17 protein-coding genes and 1 pseudogene are annotated in these 15,706 nt (G+C 71.7%); 8 read left to right on the top strand and 10 right to left on the bottom strand.

Features of this window, described 5'->3' with window-relative positions:
* Positions 1 to 15 precede the first annotated feature (15 nt).
* The 5 genes from ACIBG7_RS34610 to ACIBG7_RS34590 form a co-directional block, all read right to left on the bottom strand.
* Complete coding sequence (locus ACIBG7_RS34610) at positions 16 to 582, bottom strand: fasciclin domain-containing protein (RefSeq protein ID WP_357925992.1); 567 nt, start codon at positions 580 to 582, stop codon at positions 16 to 18.
* A gap of 46 nt (positions 583 to 628) precedes the next feature.
* The gene (locus ACIBG7_RS34605; RefSeq protein ID WP_397338941.1) at positions 629 to 1,426 is read right to left on the bottom strand and encodes a molybdopterin-dependent oxidoreductase; all 798 of its coding nucleotides are present in this window, start codon (positions 1,424 to 1,426) and stop codon (positions 629 to 631) included.
* Positions 1,351 to 2,190: a hypothetical protein gene (locus ACIBG7_RS34600; protein ID WP_397338940.1), complete on the bottom strand. Its 840-nt coding sequence runs from the start codon at positions 2,188 to 2,190 to the stop codon at positions 1,351 to 1,353. The genes ACIBG7_RS34605 and ACIBG7_RS34600 overlap by 76 nt, the downstream gene beginning before the upstream one ends.
* A gap of 81 nt (positions 2,191 to 2,271) precedes the next feature.
* Complete coding sequence (locus ACIBG7_RS34595; protein WP_397338939.1) at positions 2,272 to 2,751, bottom strand: VOC family protein; 480 nt, start codon at positions 2,749 to 2,751, stop codon at positions 2,272 to 2,274.
* A gap of 68 nt (positions 2,752 to 2,819) precedes the next feature.
* The gene (locus ACIBG7_RS34590) at positions 2,820 to 3,704 is read right to left on the bottom strand and encodes a LysR family transcriptional regulator (protein WP_397338938.1); all 885 of its coding nucleotides are present in this window, start codon (positions 3,702 to 3,704) and stop codon (positions 2,820 to 2,822) included.
* 71 nt (positions 3,705 to 3,775) lie between these two features.
* On the opposite strand from ACIBG7_RS34590, the gene ACIBG7_RS34585 reads away from it, so the two are divergent.
* The 4 genes from ACIBG7_RS34585 (at position 3,776) to ACIBG7_RS34570 (ending at position 6,659) form a co-directional block, all read left to right on the top strand.
* A complete protein-coding gene (locus ACIBG7_RS34585; protein ID WP_397338937.1) occupies positions 3,776 to 4,381 on the top strand; it encodes a DsbA family protein in 606 nt (201 codons plus the stop codon).
* A gap of 10 nt (positions 4,382 to 4,391) precedes the next feature.
* Positions 4,392 to 5,249 carry an NADAR family protein gene (locus ACIBG7_RS34580; RefSeq protein ID WP_357925979.1) on the top strand — a complete coding sequence of 286 codons (858 nt, stop codon included), beginning with the start codon at positions 4,392 to 4,394 and terminating at the stop codon, positions 5,247 to 5,249.
* A gap of 11 nt (positions 5,250 to 5,260) precedes the next feature.
* Entirely contained in the window at positions 5,261 to 5,878 is a 618-nt protein-coding gene (locus tag ACIBG7_RS34575; RefSeq protein WP_397338936.1) for a DUF6461 domain-containing protein, read from the top strand.
* Between the two features lie 103 nt (positions 5,879 to 5,981).
* A complete protein-coding gene (locus ACIBG7_RS34570) occupies positions 5,982 to 6,659 on the top strand; it encodes a hypothetical protein (RefSeq protein ID WP_397338935.1) in 678 nt (225 codons plus the stop codon).
* 39 nt (positions 6,660 to 6,698) lie between these two features.
* On the opposite strand, the gene ACIBG7_RS34565 is transcribed toward ACIBG7_RS34570, so the two are convergent.
* Positions 6,699 to 7,067 carry a winged helix-turn-helix transcriptional regulator gene (locus tag ACIBG7_RS34565; RefSeq protein ID WP_397338934.1) on the bottom strand — a complete coding sequence of 123 codons (369 nt, stop codon included), beginning with the start codon at positions 7,065 to 7,067 and terminating at the stop codon, positions 6,699 to 6,701.
* Between the two features lie 79 nt (positions 7,068 to 7,146).
* On the opposite strand from ACIBG7_RS34565, the gene ACIBG7_RS34560 reads away from it, so the two are divergent.
* On the top strand, positions 7,147 to 7,557 hold the full coding sequence (locus ACIBG7_RS34560; protein ID WP_397338933.1) for a RidA family protein: 411 nt from the start codon (positions 7,147 to 7,149) through the stop codon (positions 7,555 to 7,557).
* Between the two features lie 511 nt (positions 7,558 to 8,068).
* Here ACIBG7_RS34560 and ACIBG7_RS34555 read toward each other — a convergent pair.
* The 4 genes and pseudogenes from ACIBG7_RS34555 to ACIBG7_RS34540 all read right to left on the bottom strand — a co-directional run bounded on the left by ACIBG7_RS34555 (position 8,069) and on the right by ACIBG7_RS34540 (position 10,995).
* Entirely contained in the window at positions 8,069 to 8,890 is an 822-nt protein-coding gene (locus ACIBG7_RS34555) for an aldo/keto reductase (RefSeq protein WP_397338932.1), read from the bottom strand.
* A gap of 250 nt (positions 8,891 to 9,140) precedes the next feature.
* The gene (locus ACIBG7_RS34550; protein WP_397338931.1) at positions 9,141 to 9,476 is read right to left on the bottom strand and encodes a zinc-binding dehydrogenase; all 336 of its coding nucleotides are present in this window, start codon (positions 9,474 to 9,476) and stop codon (positions 9,141 to 9,143) included.
* Between the two features lie 31 nt (positions 9,477 to 9,507).
* Positions 9,508 to 9,888 (bottom strand): annotated as a pseudogene (locus tag ACIBG7_RS34545) (quinone oxidoreductase); the annotation flags it as partial.
* A 447-nt stretch (positions 9,889 to 10,335) separates the two neighbouring features.
* Positions 10,336 to 10,995: a TetR/AcrR family transcriptional regulator gene (locus ACIBG7_RS34540; protein ID WP_397338930.1), complete on the bottom strand. Its 660-nt coding sequence runs from the start codon at positions 10,993 to 10,995 to the stop codon at positions 10,336 to 10,338.
* A gap of 123 nt (positions 10,996 to 11,118) precedes the next feature.
* Between ACIBG7_RS34540 and ACIBG7_RS34535 the strand changes: the two genes are divergently transcribed.
* Genes ACIBG7_RS34535 through ACIBG7_RS34525 form a run of 3 tightly spaced genes read left to right on the top strand, consistent with a single transcriptional unit; the run spans position 11,119 to position 15,703 of the window.
* Complete coding sequence (locus ACIBG7_RS34535) at positions 11,119 to 12,252, top strand: serine hydrolase domain-containing protein (protein ID WP_357925955.1); 1,134 nt, start codon at positions 11,119 to 11,121, stop codon at positions 12,250 to 12,252.
* Entirely contained in the window at positions 12,249 to 13,991 is a 1,743-nt protein-coding gene (locus ACIBG7_RS34530; RefSeq protein ID WP_397338929.1) for an ABC transporter ATP-binding protein, read from the top strand. The genes ACIBG7_RS34535 and ACIBG7_RS34530 overlap by 4 nt, the downstream gene beginning before the upstream one ends.
* Positions 13,988 to 15,703: an ABC transporter ATP-binding protein gene (locus ACIBG7_RS34525; RefSeq protein WP_397338928.1), complete on the top strand. Its 1,716-nt coding sequence runs from the start codon at positions 13,988 to 13,990 to the stop codon at positions 15,701 to 15,703. Before ACIBG7_RS34530 ends, ACIBG7_RS34525 begins: the two co-directional genes overlap by 4 nt.
* The last annotated feature ends 3 nt before the right edge of the window (positions 15,704 to 15,706 follow it).

Here is a 15,706-nt window from a genome sequence, read left to right as displayed (position 1 = left end):
GCGATACGCCCTGGGCTACTTGCCGGGCATGAGGACCGTGTCGATGAGGTACACGGTGGCGTTGCGCGTGGCGACGTTGCCGCAGACCACCTTCGCCCGGCCGATCTTGTAGGTGGAGCCGGAGCCGCTGGTGCGGACCTTGCTCCCCTGGAGCGTCGTGAAGCTCCCCATCCGCAGGTCGGCGGGGCTCTTGCGGCCCTGGACGACGTGGTGGGCGAGGATGCCGGTCAGCTTCTTCCGGTCGGCCAGCACGCGCTTCAGGGTCTTCTTCGGGATCTTGGCGAACGCCTGGTTGGTGGGCGCGAAGACGGTGATGCCGTCCGCGCCGTTGAGCGTGTCGACCAGCCCGGCCTTGCGGACCGCGGCGACCAGGGTGGACAGGGCCGGATTGTTGGAGGCGGCGGTCGCCACGGGGTCGGCGGCCATGCCGGTGAAGCTGCCCTTGCCCGAGGCGGGCACTCCGGCGCACGCCGGTCCGAAGGGATCCGCGGCGGCGGAGGCGGGCGCGCTGCTCCCGAAGGCGGTGGCGGCCAGGGCCACGGCCAGAACCGTCAGCGTGCGGGCGATTCGGCGGACGTTCATGAGGACTCCTTGCGATATGCGGTGAATGGGAGGTGTTGAGGGACGTTCAGATGACGGTCACCAAGACCGAGTGCCAGCCGGTGGCGCCGTCGGGAAAGGTGGGCGCGCGCCGGCTGGTCTGCAGGGCGCCGCCGGCGTCGACGGCCCGCACCTGCAGCCGGTGCTGGCCCGGGGTGGCCTGCCAGGGCAGCTTCCACTGCCGCCAGGTGTCGGGGCCCGGGGTGGCGGCGAGCTGGGCCTGCTGCCAGGGGCCGTCGTCGACGCTGACCTCGACGGCGGCGATGCCGCGGTGCTGGGCCCAGGCGGTTCCGGCGATGACGCTGCGGCCTGCGGGGACGGTGGCGAACGGCTTGGGGACCTCGATGCGGGAGGCGGTCTTGATCGGGGCGCGTTCGGCCCAGCCGCGGGTGGTCCAGTAGGACAGGCCGGTGGCGTTCGCGACCAGCTCGAGGTCGGTGACCCACTTGGTGGCCGAGGCGTAGCCGTACAGACCGGGGACGATGAGGCGGGCGGGGAAGCCGTGCTCGGGCGACAGGGGCTGGCCGTTCATGGCGACGGCCAGCAGTGCGTCGCGCCCGTCCAGGACGGTCTCCAGCGGGGTGGTGGCGCTCCAGCCGTCCGCCGAGCGCGACAGGAGGAGCCCGGCGTCGCGCTGGACGCCCGCCTGGCGGAGGAGGGTGCGCAGGTCCAGGCCCAGCCAGCGGGCGTTGCCCGCGTAGGGGCCGCCGACCTCGTTGGAAACGCAGGTCAGGGTGATGTCGCGCTCGGTCAGGGGCTGGGCAGCAGTTCGCCCATGGTGAGCTCGAACGGGCGGTCCACCAGGCCGTGCACACGCAGGGTCCACTCCTGGGCGGGGACGCGGGGGATGACGAGGGCGGTGTCGACCCGGTAGAAGCCGGTGGCCGGGGTGATGAAGCGGGCCATGCCGGGGATCTGCAGGTCGGTGCCGGGCGGGAGGGGCGGCGCGGGGTAGGCCGGGCGTGGGAGCACGCTCATCGTCGCTCCCGTGGGGCGCAGAGCCGTGATGGCGCGGCTGCTGCCGCCGGCCAGTGCGGCCACCCCCAGCAGGCCGGCGCCCGTGATCAGCAGCGCCCGCCGGTCGACCTCCCGGTTCTCCCGCTGGTCGGGGTGGTCCTGGGCCGGGTCGCCTGCCGTACTGGTGCTGTGAGGCAGGAGACGGCGGCGGACCAGGGTCAGGGCGGCCAGGCCCGCGGCGGCCGCGGCGGCTGACGGCACGATGTCTGTGAGCAGCGCCGTGGGCCGGGTCAGCGCCGCGGCTCCGGCGACCGCCACGAGCCCGAACAGGACCGCGACCGCCGGCCACGGCCGCCGCCGCGTCCCGGCCCATCCCATGAGGGCGGCGACGAGCAGGGCGCCGACAGCCAGGGACAGGAGCAGGACGAGCTTGTCGGCCGTTCCGAAGGTCCGGATGGCGAAGTCCTTGAGCCACTGCGGCGTCAGGTCGATGAAGGCCGACCCGGCCGCCACCAGCGGACCGGCCTGCGGCCGCCCGATCAGGGCAGCCGCGAGCTCGGCCACCGCGAAACCCAGCGCCCCGATCACCATGCCGAAGATCGCCGCTGCTGGGAATCGCTTCTTGCCGGTCACACGAGGAGTTCGGAGCCACCACCGACGCGGATGGGTCTCGTACGGCAGGCATTCTCCCGGACGCCGGTCGGGCCCTAGGGTTCAGAGGTTCACCGCGGCGGCGGTCTCCTTCAGCTCCGTCTCATCCATGTGCGCCACCCGGCTGGTGAAGAACCACGAGTGCCCGAACGGGTCCTCCAGCTCGACCTGCAGGTCACCGTGGAACTGCATCTCGACCGGCCGGATGACGCTCGCCCCCGCGGCGATGGCCCGCTCGGCGAACGCCTCCACGTCCGGCACGAAGACCATCAGGTTGACCGGCGTGCCGCCGATCGTCCTCGGGCTGCGGAAGCGGTACTCGGGGTACTCGTCACGCAGCATGAACACCGCGGCGCCGATCCGGAACTCGGCATGCGCGATCTTGTCGCCCTGGCGGGGGATCTCGATGCGCACGTCCGCGCCGAAGGCCTCGCGGTAGAAGGCGAGGGCCGCCTTGGCGTCGTGCACGTTGAGGTAGGGGACGCCGCCCTTGTACTCCTCGGGGATGGGGTTGGTCACGGTGGTCTGCTTCGTCGTTGTCATGCCTCCATCCTCCGCACCGCGCCTACCAGCAACAACGACGGAAACCGAAACGATCGACAACCTCTGGGTTAGCGATCGAGCTCGGCCTGAAGGAGCGCGAGGAAGGAACGGACCCTGCTGGTCTGCCCGCCGACCGGCCAGACCGGGCCGTACTCGAGGGGCGGCAGGCCGGCGATGGGGACGTAGGCGATGTCCGGCCGGGCGTGGTACCGGGTGGCCTGGCTCCCGACCACGGCCATTCCCGCGCCGCCGCTGACCAGCGTGAGCAGTTCCTGCCGCGAGGTCAGCACGGTCTCACGCCGGATGGCCTGCCCGCCGGGCGTCATCGCCGGGATGATCGCGTCCAGGAGGTAGGCGGGGGCGTCGGCGGGCACCAGCACGACGTCCCGGGCGAGATCCTCGACGGTGACGTGGTCGCGGCGGGCGAAAGGATGCTTGGCGGACACGGCCAGCAGGCGGGGGTCGCGCAGCACGGCCGGCCCACCGGCCAGGTCCGGCTCCTGGACGGGCAGCTCGGTGATCTGCAGGTCGAGCTCGTCGGAGCGCAGCGCGCCGAACGCATCCGACAGGTGCACCTCGCGGATGCGCACCTCGCAGTCCGGGTGGCGGGTGCGGAACTTCTGGGCGGCGGCCATGATCGCCTCGCCCACCAGGGGGCTGGAGAAGCCGACTCGCAACGTCCCGGCGAACCCTCGCCCGGCGGCGACCGCCTTGGCGATGCCCTCCTGGATGCGCTGGTAGCCCGCCTGCACGTCCTCGCGCAGTTGGCCGCCGACCGGGGTGAGCGCCACCTGCCGGCTGGTCCGCTGGAACAGGGCGACGCCGAACCGGCGCTCCAACTGCTTGATCGTCTGGCTCACCCGGGCGCCACTGACGCCCAGCCGCTCCGCCGTACGACCAAAGTGCAGCTCCTCGGCCAGGGTCAGGAAGATCTCGATGTCACGCCGTTCCATAACCCGCAGGTTAGCGATCGTTGCGGAATCCGTCGTTGTCGCAGGTCAAGGCGGCGGCCAGGCTGAAGACCATGAAGAACACCGCACAGGTGGACATCACCCTCGACGTCATCTGCATCTGGTCCTACCTGGCCTTCACCCGCTACCGGCGAGCCGCCGCCCGGTTCCGCGCGGAGGGCGGGCACATCGACCTCACCATCCGCTCGTGGCAGGTGGAGCCCGGGGCGGTGGGCGGCGAGTCCAAGCTCCAGCAGAGCCTGGCCAGGTTCGGCGAGCGCGGGGTGGCGCGGGTCGACGCCCTGGCCGCCGCCGAAGGCATCCCGCTGAACTTCGCCCAGGCGGTGACGGCCGACACTGCCCACGCCCACCACCTGATCGCCATGGCCGCCGCCCAGGGACTGGCCGAGCCGATGACCGCCCGCCTCTTCCAGGCCCACTTCGTGGACGGCGCCGCCGTCGGCGACCTCGACGTCCTGCGCGGGCTGGCCGCCGAGACCGGCGTACGGTGGGACCCCGCGGTCGCCGTGCGCTGGGCACGGGACGTTACCGCGGTGCCGGTGGTCCGCTTCAACCGCAAGCCCGCGCTGAACGGCGGAGCCTTGTCGGAGGAGGCGCTGTACGGCCAGCTTGCCCTGACGTCCGCAGAGCGGCAGGAGAATGTCGGTGGCGAGGGCTAACCTTCGCCGGGTGAGTGAGATGGAGCTGGGCAAGACGCACGTCGACGCGCTGGTGACCGCGGCGCTGGCCTGGTCGGAGCACTCGGTCGGATACGACCGGTTCCAGCGCTACGAGTTCGTCGACCCCTTCCCCGAGAGTCCCACGTACGGGCAGCGGACGGCGCTCACCGAGGCCACCGCCGACCTCGCCGGGCGCGCCCTGTGGACTCCGCTGGCCGTACTCACCGCGATCGACTGCTACGAGTACAACACGCCGTCGCCGGACGAGTGTGACGACGACGCGGAGGGGCTGGCGGTCGGCGAGGCCGCCCGCGGGCTGACCACCTGGTTACGCGGTCAGGCCCTCGGCAACCTGCCCGCGCAACCCCACAGAGCCGCCCTGTGGCCGATCGAAGATCGCGACGTCTTCCTCCCCGTGCAGGGGGAAGAACCGCGGCCACCCCGGCACGACGTCTTCGCCGTCCTCCGGAACGAGTACCCGGCGCCCATCTCGTACGGCGGGCAGGTCTATCCGAGCGTCGTCCACGCCTACTGGGCCCTCGCCGTGACGGACGAGGGCCTGCGCGAGGCGATCCGCGCCGCGCCCGGCCCGCGGGAGGTCAAGGAGCTGGTCTCCTTCGTCCATGTTCGCGACACGTGGCAGTTCGAGTCGGCAGGCGTCCTCGCCGCCCTGATGCGCGCCAAGTTCGAGCAGCACCCCGACCTGGCCGAGCGGCTGGTGAGCATGGGGGTGGGCGGGCCTTTCCACGCGGAGCGGCACGCCGACGGCTGGCTGCACGAGCCGCTGACCCCGCACCTCACCTCGACCCTCCTCGTGGTCATCCGCGGCGAACTGGCCGCCCGCCGCGCTGGGCACACCTTCCTGTGAGAGAGGCGGCCATGCAGCCACCGACCTACCTGCACGACCTGCTGGTCTCGACCCTCTTCACCGAGGACCTGGACGCCGAGATGGATCTGTGGGCGCTGGGCTTCAGCGCCATGTGGATCAAGGGTGCGGACCTCGACGCCCTCGCCCGTGACTTCCACTTCGACCTCGCCACCCGGACGCCGTGTCACCTGAGCGAGATCCTCGATCACGCCATCGACGACGGATCCCGCTGGGTGGCCGAGGTCAACGGCTGGATCGGCGTCATCCCGGGACACGGCGACGGTGAGTTCCTGCGCGCCCTCACCGAGGGCGGCCGCCAGGCCGTCGGCCTCCACATGGACATCACCTTCAACGCCTACTTCGACTACGCCCGCGACGGCCGGACCGTCGTCTCCTTCGACCCTCTCTGGCCCGAGAGCTGGAGGCTGTCCGGCGACGACCCGCACGCGCTCGATCACCTGATGGCGGGACTGCGCTTCCAGCTCAACGAGGGCGACGGCCTCGACGATCGCGTGGAGGATCCGGAGAGCATCAGCTCGGCCCTGGCGCTGATCGGGCGCATCACGGAAACCGACCTCGCCACCGACTGGTTCCTCGCCCAGCACTCCCGCTTCCGGCCTGCCTCTTGACCGCTACGCGACACGGCCGGGCAGCGGCGATCGCGGCTCACCTTTCGCCGGGGTGTCTCGTCGGTTGGATGAGAACCGGAAGCCAAGAGAGGAGACGGCCGAGATGACCGCCAGAGACGACACCCACCCGGAGCCGGCGTTCGGCCCGCCCACCAGCTCGGGATACCTCTATCTGGGCCTGTCGGTCGATCCGCCCGCGCTGCCGCGGGCCGGGCGCAGCGCCGAGCGGGAGGGGGTGGTCGAGCGGTGCCGCGTGCTGGCGCAGCAGCTCGCCGCACGGCCGGACGTGGTCCGGGCGCGGGTCTTCGAGGCGGTGCTGATCCCACCGCTGAAGGGCATGCCGCGCTTCGACGTGACGATGCTGGTGGAGACCACCTCGCCGGACACCGTCGAAGCGGTCCGCGCCTCGACGCCGTTCGCCGAGATCGGGGCGAGCCTGGTGGTTCCGGCGGTCAACCCGGTCACGCTGGGCGACACCGAGCACCCGTCGACCGGGTTCTACCTGTTCAACCACTTCCTCGCCCCGTCCGGTGACGCGGCGGTCGCCGGGTGGAAGTCGGTCGCCGGGTGGTACACCGACGTGATCGGCGTCGACAACTCGCTCCCGCTGCGACCGGTGGGTGAGGCGCCGTTCGCGCTGATCAACTACGCCCGTATCCCGGGCGGGCCGCTGCCGTTCCTGCTCGGTCAGCTCACTCGTCCCAGCTTCCATGGCTTCGTGCGGCCACGGCTCAGGCGGCACGGCCTGACCGCGCTTCCGCTCCTGACCCGGCCGAGGTGAGCCGGGAGGTCCCTCCCTTGACCGCCTGCCGATCGAGGCTCAGCCCTGGTCGTCTCGGGTGTCGAAGGCTTCGCGGGCACGTTCGACGGCCGGCATGTGCTCGGAGGCCCATGCCAGCAGCACCTCGACGGGTGGCCGCAAGGTCTTGCCCAGAGGCGTGATCCGGTACCTGACCGCGACCGGGCGCGTGGAGATGACCTCGCGTTCGACCACCCCGTTGCGCTCGAGGCGGCGCAGGGTCGCGGTCAGCGACTTCTGGGTGACCGCGGGAACGGCCCGTCGCAGCTCGTTGAAGCGGCAGGGGCGTTCACACAGTTCGTTGAGCACGCCGAGGGACCACTTGTCCAGCACCTGATCGAGGAGTTCGCGGTGCGGGGCGTCGATCCGCAGTTCGCCGTCGGTATCCATGGTGAAACCTGGTCTCGTTGAAGTGTCCTTGGCCTACTAGGTAGCTTACAGATACCTACTTCGACGAGGAGAAACACCCATGAGCGTCAAGCACTTCACCCCCGCCGGCCTGCCGCAGCCCACCCCCTACCACCACGTGGCCGTCGGCACCGGCACGACGCAGGTGCACGTCAGCGGGCAGGTCGCCCGCCTGGCCGACGGGACCCCGGTCGCACCCGGCGACCTCGCCGGCCAGGTCGCGCAGGCCCTGCGGAACACCGCCCTCGGCCTGACCGGCGCGGGCGCCTCGTTCGCCGACGTCCTGCGCCTGACCTTCTACGTCACCCGGTGGAGCCCGGAGAAGATCAGCGACCTCATGGCCGGCGTCGAGGCCGTCGCCGACGAGATCGGCCTCCAGCTCCCCATGCCGCCGGCCTCCCTCATCGGCGTCGACTACCTCTTCGAGCCGGACGTGCTGGTGGAGGTCGAGGCAACGGCCCTGCTCGACTGACCCGCTCGCGCTCGGGGGGTGCGCCTCCGGCGCCGGTAGTGCCAGGTGGCCACGCCGAGGACCAGGAAGTCGGCGTACCACAGCAGGCCCCGGGCGGCTTGTGGGTGCGCGTGCTTGGCGGCGAAGGTCGCAGCCGCCGATGGACGAGAGCGAGCGGACCGGCCGCCGCGACCGAGAGAGCACGCCGAACCCTCATTAGCCGACGGCCGCGCTGCCCGTCTGCCCGGCGGCTCCGAAGTCGCCTGGGAACATCGCCGGCAGGCCTATCCCCCCACAGGTGCGGCAAGCCGTACACCACGGCACCCGCACTGGCCACGTAAGCCGCCCACCGGACCAGGCGCGACGGTGCCCAACGTGCCCACGGACGGCGGGTCGGTCACCTGAGGTCCGGTGACCTTGTGCCTCCGACCGGCGACTGGAAGAGCCAGGCGAGTCCGGTATCGACGGCGCAGCGGCCAGGGCGGTCAGTCGGCCAGGAGCCGGCCCTTCCAGCGCAGCAGTGGCCTGGAGGTCACAGGAGGGCGAGTTCGTCCTGGGTGAGACGGAGGTCGGCGGCGGCCAGGTTTTCCAGGAGATGGGCCGGGTTCCCTGTGCCGGGGATGGCCAGGACGTTGGGGCCCTGGTGAAGGGTCCAAGCCAGGCGGATCTGGGCGGGTGAGACGCCGCGGGCCGCGGCCAGCTTGGTCACTGCGTCGTTCTGCTCGGTGCCCGGGCCCTGTTCGCGGCCCGCGCCCGCCATGGCGAAGAAGGGGACGAAGGCGATTCCGCGCTCTCCGCAGGCGCGGACGAACTCGCGTTGTCGTTCGGGAGCGTCTACGCCGAAGGAGTTCTGCACGCAGACCACGGGGGCGATGGCTTCGGCTTCGGCGAGCTGCGCAGGGCTGACCTGGGAGACGCCCAGTTCCCTGATCAGGCCTTCCTGCCGCAGGTCGGCCAGGGCGCCGAAGAGCTCCGAGATGGAGTCGCGGGTGTTGGCGGCGCGCAGGTTGACCAGGTCGAGGTGGTCGGTGCCGAGCTGGCGGATGTTCTCCTCGACCTGGCCGCGCAGTTGCTCGGGGGTGGCCCACCACCAGTCCCCCGCCGGGTCGCGGCCTGGGCCGACTTTGGTGGCGATGACCAGATCGTCTGGGTACGGCGCGAGCGCGCGGTTGATGAGCTCGTTGGCGGAGCGGAGCGGGGAGAAGTAGAAGGCGGCGGTGTCGATGTGGTTGACGCCATGGTCGACGGCCAGGCGGAGGACGTCGAGGGCGGGCTGACGAGGTCGTACCTGCCCGAGATCGAAGGCGGCTGTGCGGGCAGTAAGGCGTGCACGGGAGCGAGGGTTCCGTAGCACGCCGCGGAGGCGATGGGCTGGAGCAGGAATCGGGTGCCGATGAGGATGATGCCGAGCATCTCCCGACATAGGTCAGCGAAGGGTTCGAAGACCCCTCCAAGCACTCCAGCGCCACGACCGCTTCGGAGTCCTTGCCGTCGACCGAGGGCCAGCCCACGCCCGTCCCTGCTCCAGCTCACCCGCACCTCGCGAGACGGCGTCGGGACTCACCCCGGCCGTCCCCGCGTGAGTCCGAAGAAGGAGGGTGCCGTCAAGGGATGAGCAACAGCTTTCCGCTGGTACGGCGAGCCGCCAGGTCCTCGTGCGCCTGCCGTGCCTCCGACAGCCGATAGCGACGAGAGACATCGATCGTCAGCTCGCCCCGAGCCAGCCACTCGAACAGCTCGCGAGCCCGCCACTCCAGCTCCTCGCGGGTCTCGACGTGGTGGTCCAGGTTCGGCCTGGTCAGGAAGAGCGAGCCGTTCCGGTTGAGCTCCTGGACCTCGATCGGCGGGACCGGGCCGCTGGCCGCGCCGTACAGCGCCAGCAGTCCACGCTTGCGCAGGGCGATGGCTGCCCTGGAAGGTGGTGGCGCCCACGCCGTCATAGACCACGTCGATCGTGTCTCGCAGCGCGTCGGCGAAGGTGTCGTAGCGGAACACCTCGTCCGCCCCGGCCTGGCGGGCCGGCTTCTCCTTCTCCAAGGTGCTCGTCGTCCCGAACACCGTCGCTCCCCTGGCCTTGGCGACCCGGGTCAGCAGCAGCCCCATCCCGCCCGCCGCCGCGTGGACCAGCACCCGATCACCCGGCTTGACCTCATAGGTGGACCTGGTCAGGTAGTGCGCCGTCATCCCCTGCAACAGCGCCGCCGCGGCCAGGTCGGTGCCCACGTCGTCCGGCACCTTCACCAAGCGGTCCGCCGGGATCACCGCCTTCTCGGCATAGGACCCCAACCAGGTCGCCCACGCCACCCGGTCGCCCACCGCGAGCCCGGCGACCCCCGCACCCAGCGCCAGCACCCGCCCCGCACCCTCCGAGCCGATCGGCGAGGGCAGATCCAAGAGGGGCGGAGCCGTCCCACATTCGTCACATACGAACGAGCTCGATAAGTGCCCGGTTCTTGGGGCACCCGCATGATCCAGGTGGCGACTCGACGTGTTCGAAGATAGCCCTACTGCGGGCGATGACGGAGCCGGTGGCGTTCCACAAGGTGACGCGCGCGCCCGTCCCGGCCCACCGTTCGAGGCCCTCGAGCGAAGCCTCGAGGGACTGAAGTAGGCGCGATTCGGCGGGCTCGAGGATCAGCACCTCGTTGGTGCTTGCGCATGGTCCGCAGAGCAGCCCTCCGGGGCGCACGCGGCCAGGAGCACGCACGCCACCAACCCGGGGAGAAGCTGCGCCACAGGCTGCACCTGAAGATCGTAGATGACGGATCGCGCCCAACGCGGGTCCTCAAAGCCCGCCGGCTAGCGCGTGCCTGCCAAAGCCTCGACGTGGGCGAGCTGGACGGCGAGGATCTCCTCGAACGCCGCCTCGCGGTCCCCTCCGAGGGGGCGGATGTCGCGGGCGAAGTGGGCCAGGGCCGGGAAGCGTTCGGGGTCGGCGCCCAGGACGGCGACGCGGAACTGCTCCATCCCCTGCTCGTGCTCCTCGGGCGGAACGGTGGCGAACCCGGCCTCGGAGGCGACCAGCGCGGCGATGAGCACCGCGATCCGGTGGTAGCACAAGGGGATCTGCTCCTCGGGCAGCCCGGAAGCGCGTAGCGCCTGCAGCGTCTCGTCGACGATCAGCCGGGAGCCGGTCCCGCCCGAGGCGTAGCGTGCCCAGACCGCGGCGAGCTGGGGGTGCTGGCCGAAGGCCTCTCGCACCCGCCGGGCCATGGTCAGGATGCGCTGCTTCCAGTCGCCCTCGGGGCGGTAGCCGTCCATGGCGGACAGCAGGATCCGGTCGGCGACCGCCCGCAGCAGCTCGGTCTTGTTGCGGAAGTGCCGGTACAGGCTGGAGGAGTCGGTCCCGAGCACCGCGGCGAGCTTGCGCACGCTGAACGACTCGGTGTCGCTCGTGCGCAGCATCTCCGCCGCCGCGTCCAGGATCTCCTCGGTCGACCAGCGCCTTCGGCCCGCCATCGTGCTCCTCTCGACGGTCCCAGCCTAGCCCATGCACTTGGTGTTGCACGCAGTGCGTGCATAATGAGGACATGAGCCCGCCACCCCGCGTGCTCGTCCTGGGACTACGAAAGGACACCTGTCGTGACCAACCCCTTGGACATCGAGAAGCTCGACGCCGCCCTGGAGAACATCCACCGCGCCGGGATGCCGGGCGTGTTCGCCGAGGTGCGGGACGGCGACCAGGTCTGGCGCGGCGCCGCCGGGGTCGCCGACCTCGCCACCGGCCGCCCGATCACCCCCGGCCTGCGGCACCGGGTCGGCAGCGTCACCAAGACCTTCACCGCCGCCGCGGTCCTGCGCCAGGTCGAGAGCGGTCAGATCGGGCTGGACGCGCCGATCGGCCGCTATCTCCCGAAGCTGGTCCCCGGGGATCGAGGCGACGCGATCACCGTCCGGATGCTGATCAACCACACCAGCGGCCTGGCCGAGTACCTCCCCTACGTCTACTCCTCCTTCAAGACGTTCCCCGACCTCGCCGGCACCGGGCCGGAGAGCATGGACGAGCACCGGTTCACCCGGTTCGACCCCGTCGAGCTGATCGAGATCGGGGTCGCCGCCCCTGCCGCCGGCGCCCCGGGCGGCATGCCGGGGCTGTACTCCAACACCAACTACCTGCTCCTCGCCCAACTGCTGGAGCAGGTGACCGGGACGACCGCCGAGCAGTACATCGCCCAGGACGTGATCGAACGCGCCGGGCTGCGTGACACCGGGTTCCCCGACGGGCCGCAGGTCGACGGGCCGCACGCGCGGATCTACGAGTCGTGGTTCGGCATGATCGATCCCCCGCGCGACTTCAGCGTCTTCGACATGTCCTACGCGGGGCCGTCGGCTTCACTGATCTCGACGGTCGCCGATCTCAACCGGTTCTACGCCCTGCTGTTCGCCGGTGAGATCGTCAGCCCGGCGACGCTGGCGCAGATGCGGCGCACCGTCCGTGTCATCTCCCAGGAGAGCAAGATCATCGACTATGGGCTGGGCCTGTACCCGATGGAGACGCCCGGCGGCACCTTCTGGGGACACGGCGGCACCGTCTGGGGCGGCGGCACCCTGGCCATGGTCAGCGCCGACGGCCGGCGGCAGATGGCCGTCGCGGTGACCATGCAGCGGTGGAACCGGCTCGACCCTTCGGGCCGGCCGCAGCCCCATCCCATCGACGACGCGCTCGCGGCCCTGTACGGCCTGGCGGCGGGCACCGCCCCGGCAGGGGAACGATGACCACGACCGACGACACCGGCGGGCGATCCGTGGCCGAGCTGCTGCGCCCCCACCGGTGGAGCTTCGCGGCCGTCGTCCTCCTGCAGGTGGTCGGCGCCGTCGCGGGTCTGGCGCCGCTGCTGGCGGTCGTCGAGCTGGGGCGCCGCCTGCTGGCGCCCGGCCCGATCGATCACGATCAGGTCTGGCTTGTCGTGATCGCCGGTGCGGCCGGCCTGCTCGTCCGGCTGCTGTGCACCGCCGCATCCACCGCGATCGGGCACCTGCTCGACGGCCACGTGCAACTGGCCCTGCGCCGGCTGCTGGCCGCGCGGCTGGGGCGGGTGCCGATCGGCTGGCTGTCCCGGCGCCGGACCGGCGAGCTGACCAAGGTCGTCGGCGACGACGTCAGCGCCGTGCACCCGTTCATCGCGCACGCGCCCGGCGAGCTCGTCGCCGCGTTCGTGGTGCCGCTCGTCTCGCTGGTCTACCTGCTCACCGTCGACCGGCGGCTGACGCTGATCACGCTGATCCCGGTGGCGCTGGCCCTCGCGCACGTCCCGCTGATGATGACCCCGGCCCGGCTGCGCGAGGAGAAGCAGTTCGACGCGGCCATGGGGCGGATCGCCAGTGCCGTCGTCGAGTTCGTCCAGGGCATCTCGGTGGTCAAGGCGTTCGGCGGCGCCGGCCGTACCCACCGCAGGTTCCGCACGGCCACCGACGACTTCGTCGGCATCTACCACCGCTTCGTGCGCGGCCTCTCCTTGGTCGCCGCCGGGATGCAGGTGGTGTTGTCGCCGCCGTTCGTGCTGCTGGTCGTGCTGATCGGCGGGACGGCCCTGATCATGACCGGCGGTCTGGCCCCGGCCGACCTGCTGCCCTTCCTGCTGCTGGGCCTGGGCCTGACCGCTCCGGTGGCGGCGCTCATCGCGCACAGCTTCGACGATCTGCAGAACGCCCGCCGGGCGCTCGGCCGGATCCGGGACGTCCTCGACGTGCGGCCGCTTCCCGAGCCCACCCGCCCCGTCACCCCGCGCGGTCACCGGGTGGAGCTGCGCGGCGTCCGCTTCGGCTACGACGAGGATCATGAGGTGCTGCGCGGCATCGACCTCACGCTCGAACCGGGCACGGTCACCGCGATCGTCGGGCCCTCGGGCAGCGGCAAGTCCACGCTGGTCCAGTTGCTGCCGCGCTTCTTCGACCCGAGCCACGGATCCGTCACCCTGGGCGGCGCCGACCTGCGCGAGATCGGCGGTGACACGCTCCACCGGCTGGTGTCCTTCGTCTTCCAGGACGTGCGCCTGCTGCGCGCCTCGGTCACGGAGAACATCGCGCTTGCCGTACCGCATGCCGACGTGGAAGACGTGGTTCGCGCCGCCCGGATGGCGCACATCCACGACCGGATCCTCGAACTGCCGCGCGGCTACGACACGGTGCTCGGCGAGGAGAGCGGCCTGTCGGGCGGTGAGGCGCAGCGGATCGCGCTCGCCCGTGCCCTGCTCGCGGCCACCCCGGTGCTGGTGCTGGACGAGGCGACCGCGTTCGCCGACCCGCACACCGAGCAGGCGGTACGGCAGGCGCTGGCGACGCTGGGAGGCGATCGCACGATCCTGGTCATCGCCCACCGCCTGGAGACGGTCGCCGGCGCCGACACCGCCGTGCTGCTGGAGAACGGGTCGATCGTCGCGCGGGGCAGACCTGCCGACCTCCTGGCCGGCGACCGCAGGTTCGCCGCCTTCTGGCAATCCAAGGAGTACCGATGATTCGCCTGCTGCTGCGCGTCCTGGGCCAGGAGTACGGCCGGCCGGTGCGCCGCACCGTGGCCTTGATGACGCTGACCGCGGTCGTCGAGGGTCTGTCCTACGCCCTGCTGGTCCCCGTGCTGCGCGGCCTGTTCGGCGGCGACCCCGGGGAGGCCGTCCCCTGGCTGGTCGCCTTCGGCGGCGCGGTCGCGGCCTACGCGGTGCTGCGCTACGTCAGCGACCTGTTCGGCTTCCGTGCGGGGACGACCCTGCTGGGCGGCATGTACCACCGCCTCGGGGAGCATCTGGCCCGGCTGCCCCTCGGGTGGTACGGCGCCGGCCGGGTCGGCGAGGTGTCGGTCCTGGCCGGCCAGGGCGTGCTGGAGACGATGGGCGTGCTCGCGCACCTGCTGTCGCCCTATCTCGGCGCGGTCGTCACGCCCCTGACGATCGTCGGCGTGATGCTCGCCTACGACTGGCACCTGGGTCTGGCCGCGCTGATCGCCGTACCGCTCGTGGTGGCGATCCAGGTCTGGACCGGCCGGTCGCTGGCCGCCGGCGACGCCGAGCGCCACCGGCGTGACACCGAGGCGACCGGGCGGGTCATCGAATACCTCCAGGCCCAGCCGGTGTTGCGCGCCGGCGGCCGGAGCGGCCGGCACTTCACCTCGCTCGACGACTCGCTGCGGGAACTGCGGCGCGCGTCCCGCCGTACCGTGGTGTCGGTGGTTCCCGGCATGATCGGCCTGACGCTGGTGGTGCAGGCGGTGTTCACCGGGTTGCTGGTGCTGGGCACTTTCCTCGCGCTCGGCGGGAGCGTCGGCGTCGCGGAGGTGCTGACGATCCTGGTGCTGGCCGCGCGCTGCGCCGATCCGCTGCTCTCGCTGGCCGACCTCGGCGGCAAGCTCCGCAGCGCGCGCTCCGGGCTGGCCAGGCTCGACGAGCTCCTGCGCGCCGAGCCGCTGCCGGAGGCGCCGCAGCCGCTCCAGCCGGCCGGCCACGGCCTGGAGCTGGAGTCCGTCACCTTCCGGCAGGGTGACCGTACGGTGATCGACAAGGTGTCGCTGTCGGTGCCCGAGGGGCAGCGGCTCGCCGTCGTCGGGCCGTCGGGAGCGGGCAAGAGCACGCTGCTGCAACTGCTCGCGCGCTTCCACGACGTGGACTCCGGCGCGGTGCGCCTCGGCGGCGTGGACGTGCGCGACGTCGGCAGCGAGGCCCTGATGGCGCGGTTCGCCGTCGTCTTCCAGGACGTCTACCTCTTCGACGGGACCATCGAGGAGAACGTACGGCTCGGCCGCCCCGGCGCTTCCGACGCCGAGGTACGAGCGGCGGCGAGCGCGGCGCGGCTGGACGAGGTGATCGAGCGCCTGCCCGGCGGCTGGGCGGCGAACGTCGGCGAGGGCGGCGCGCGGTTGTCCGGGGGCGAGCGCCAGCGGGTCTCGATCGCCCGGGCGCTGCTCAAGGACGCGCCCGTCGTGCTGCTGGACGAGGTGACCTCCGCCCTGGACCCGGTGAACGAGGCCGCCGTCCACGAAGGCATCGAACGCCTGATGGCCGGGCGGACGGTCGTGATGGTCGCGCACCGCATCCGGACCGTCCGGCGCGCCGACCGTATCGCCTTCCTGGACGGCGGCCGGGTCGTGGAGGAGGGCAGCCACGACGAGCTGCTGAGCCGGGGCGGCCGCTACGCCGCCTTCTGGGAGATGTCCCAGTCCGGCCTGCCCGCTCGGTGAGCC

Origin of the sequence: Nonomuraea sp. NPDC050328 (genome assembly GCF_044459405.1) — a bacterium.
In the GTDB taxonomy this organism is placed as follows: Bacteria; Actinomycetota; Actinomycetes; order Streptosporangiales; family Streptosporangiaceae; genus Nonomuraea.
Note: the sequence above shows the minus strand (reverse complement) of the source record. Positions and strands in the feature narration are given on the sequence as shown.

Bases quoted from the DNA above. Each gene is read 5' to 3' on its own strand.
- ACIBG7_RS34610 (WP_357925992.1), bottom strand. From the start codon at position 582: ATGAACGTCCGCCGAATCGCCCGCACGCTGACGGTTCTGGCCGTGGCC.
- ACIBG7_RS34595 (WP_397338939.1), bottom strand. From the start codon at position 2,751: ATGACAACGACGAAGCAGACCACCGTGACCAACCCCATCCCCGAGGAG.
- ACIBG7_RS34590 (WP_397338938.1), bottom strand. From the start codon at position 3,704: ATGGAACGGCGTGACATCGAGATCTTCCTGACCCTGGCCGAGGAGCTG.
- ACIBG7_RS34585 (WP_397338937.1), top strand. From the start codon at position 3,776: ATGAAGAACACCGCACAGGTGGACATCACCCTCGACGTCATCTGCATC.
- ACIBG7_RS34575 (WP_397338936.1), top strand. From the start codon at position 5,261: ATGCAGCCACCGACCTACCTGCACGACCTGCTGGTCTCGACCCTCTTC.
- ACIBG7_RS34570 (WP_397338935.1), top strand. From the start codon at position 5,982: ATGACCGCCAGAGACGACACCCACCCGGAGCCGGCGTTCGGCCCGCCC.
- ACIBG7_RS34565 (WP_397338934.1), bottom strand. From the start codon at position 7,067: ATGGATACCGACGGCGAACTGCGGATCGACGCCCCGCACCGCGAACTC.
- ACIBG7_RS34560 (WP_397338933.1), top strand. From the start codon at position 7,147: ATGAGCGTCAAGCACTTCACCCCCGCCGGCCTGCCGCAGCCCACCCCC.
- ACIBG7_RS34550 (WP_397338931.1), bottom strand. From the start codon at position 9,476: ATGACGGCGTGGGCGCCACCACCTTCCAGGGCAGCCATCGCCCTGCGC.
- ACIBG7_RS34540 (WP_397338930.1), bottom strand. From the start codon at position 10,995: ATGGCGGGCCGAAGGCGCTGGTCGACCGAGGAGATCCTGGACGCGGCG.
- ACIBG7_RS34530 (WP_397338929.1), top strand. From the start codon at position 12,249: ATGACCACGACCGACGACACCGGCGGGCGATCCGTGGCCGAGCTGCTG.
- ACIBG7_RS34525 (WP_397338928.1), top strand. From the start codon at position 13,988: ATGATTCGCCTGCTGCTGCGCGTCCTGGGCCAGGAGTACGGCCGGCCG.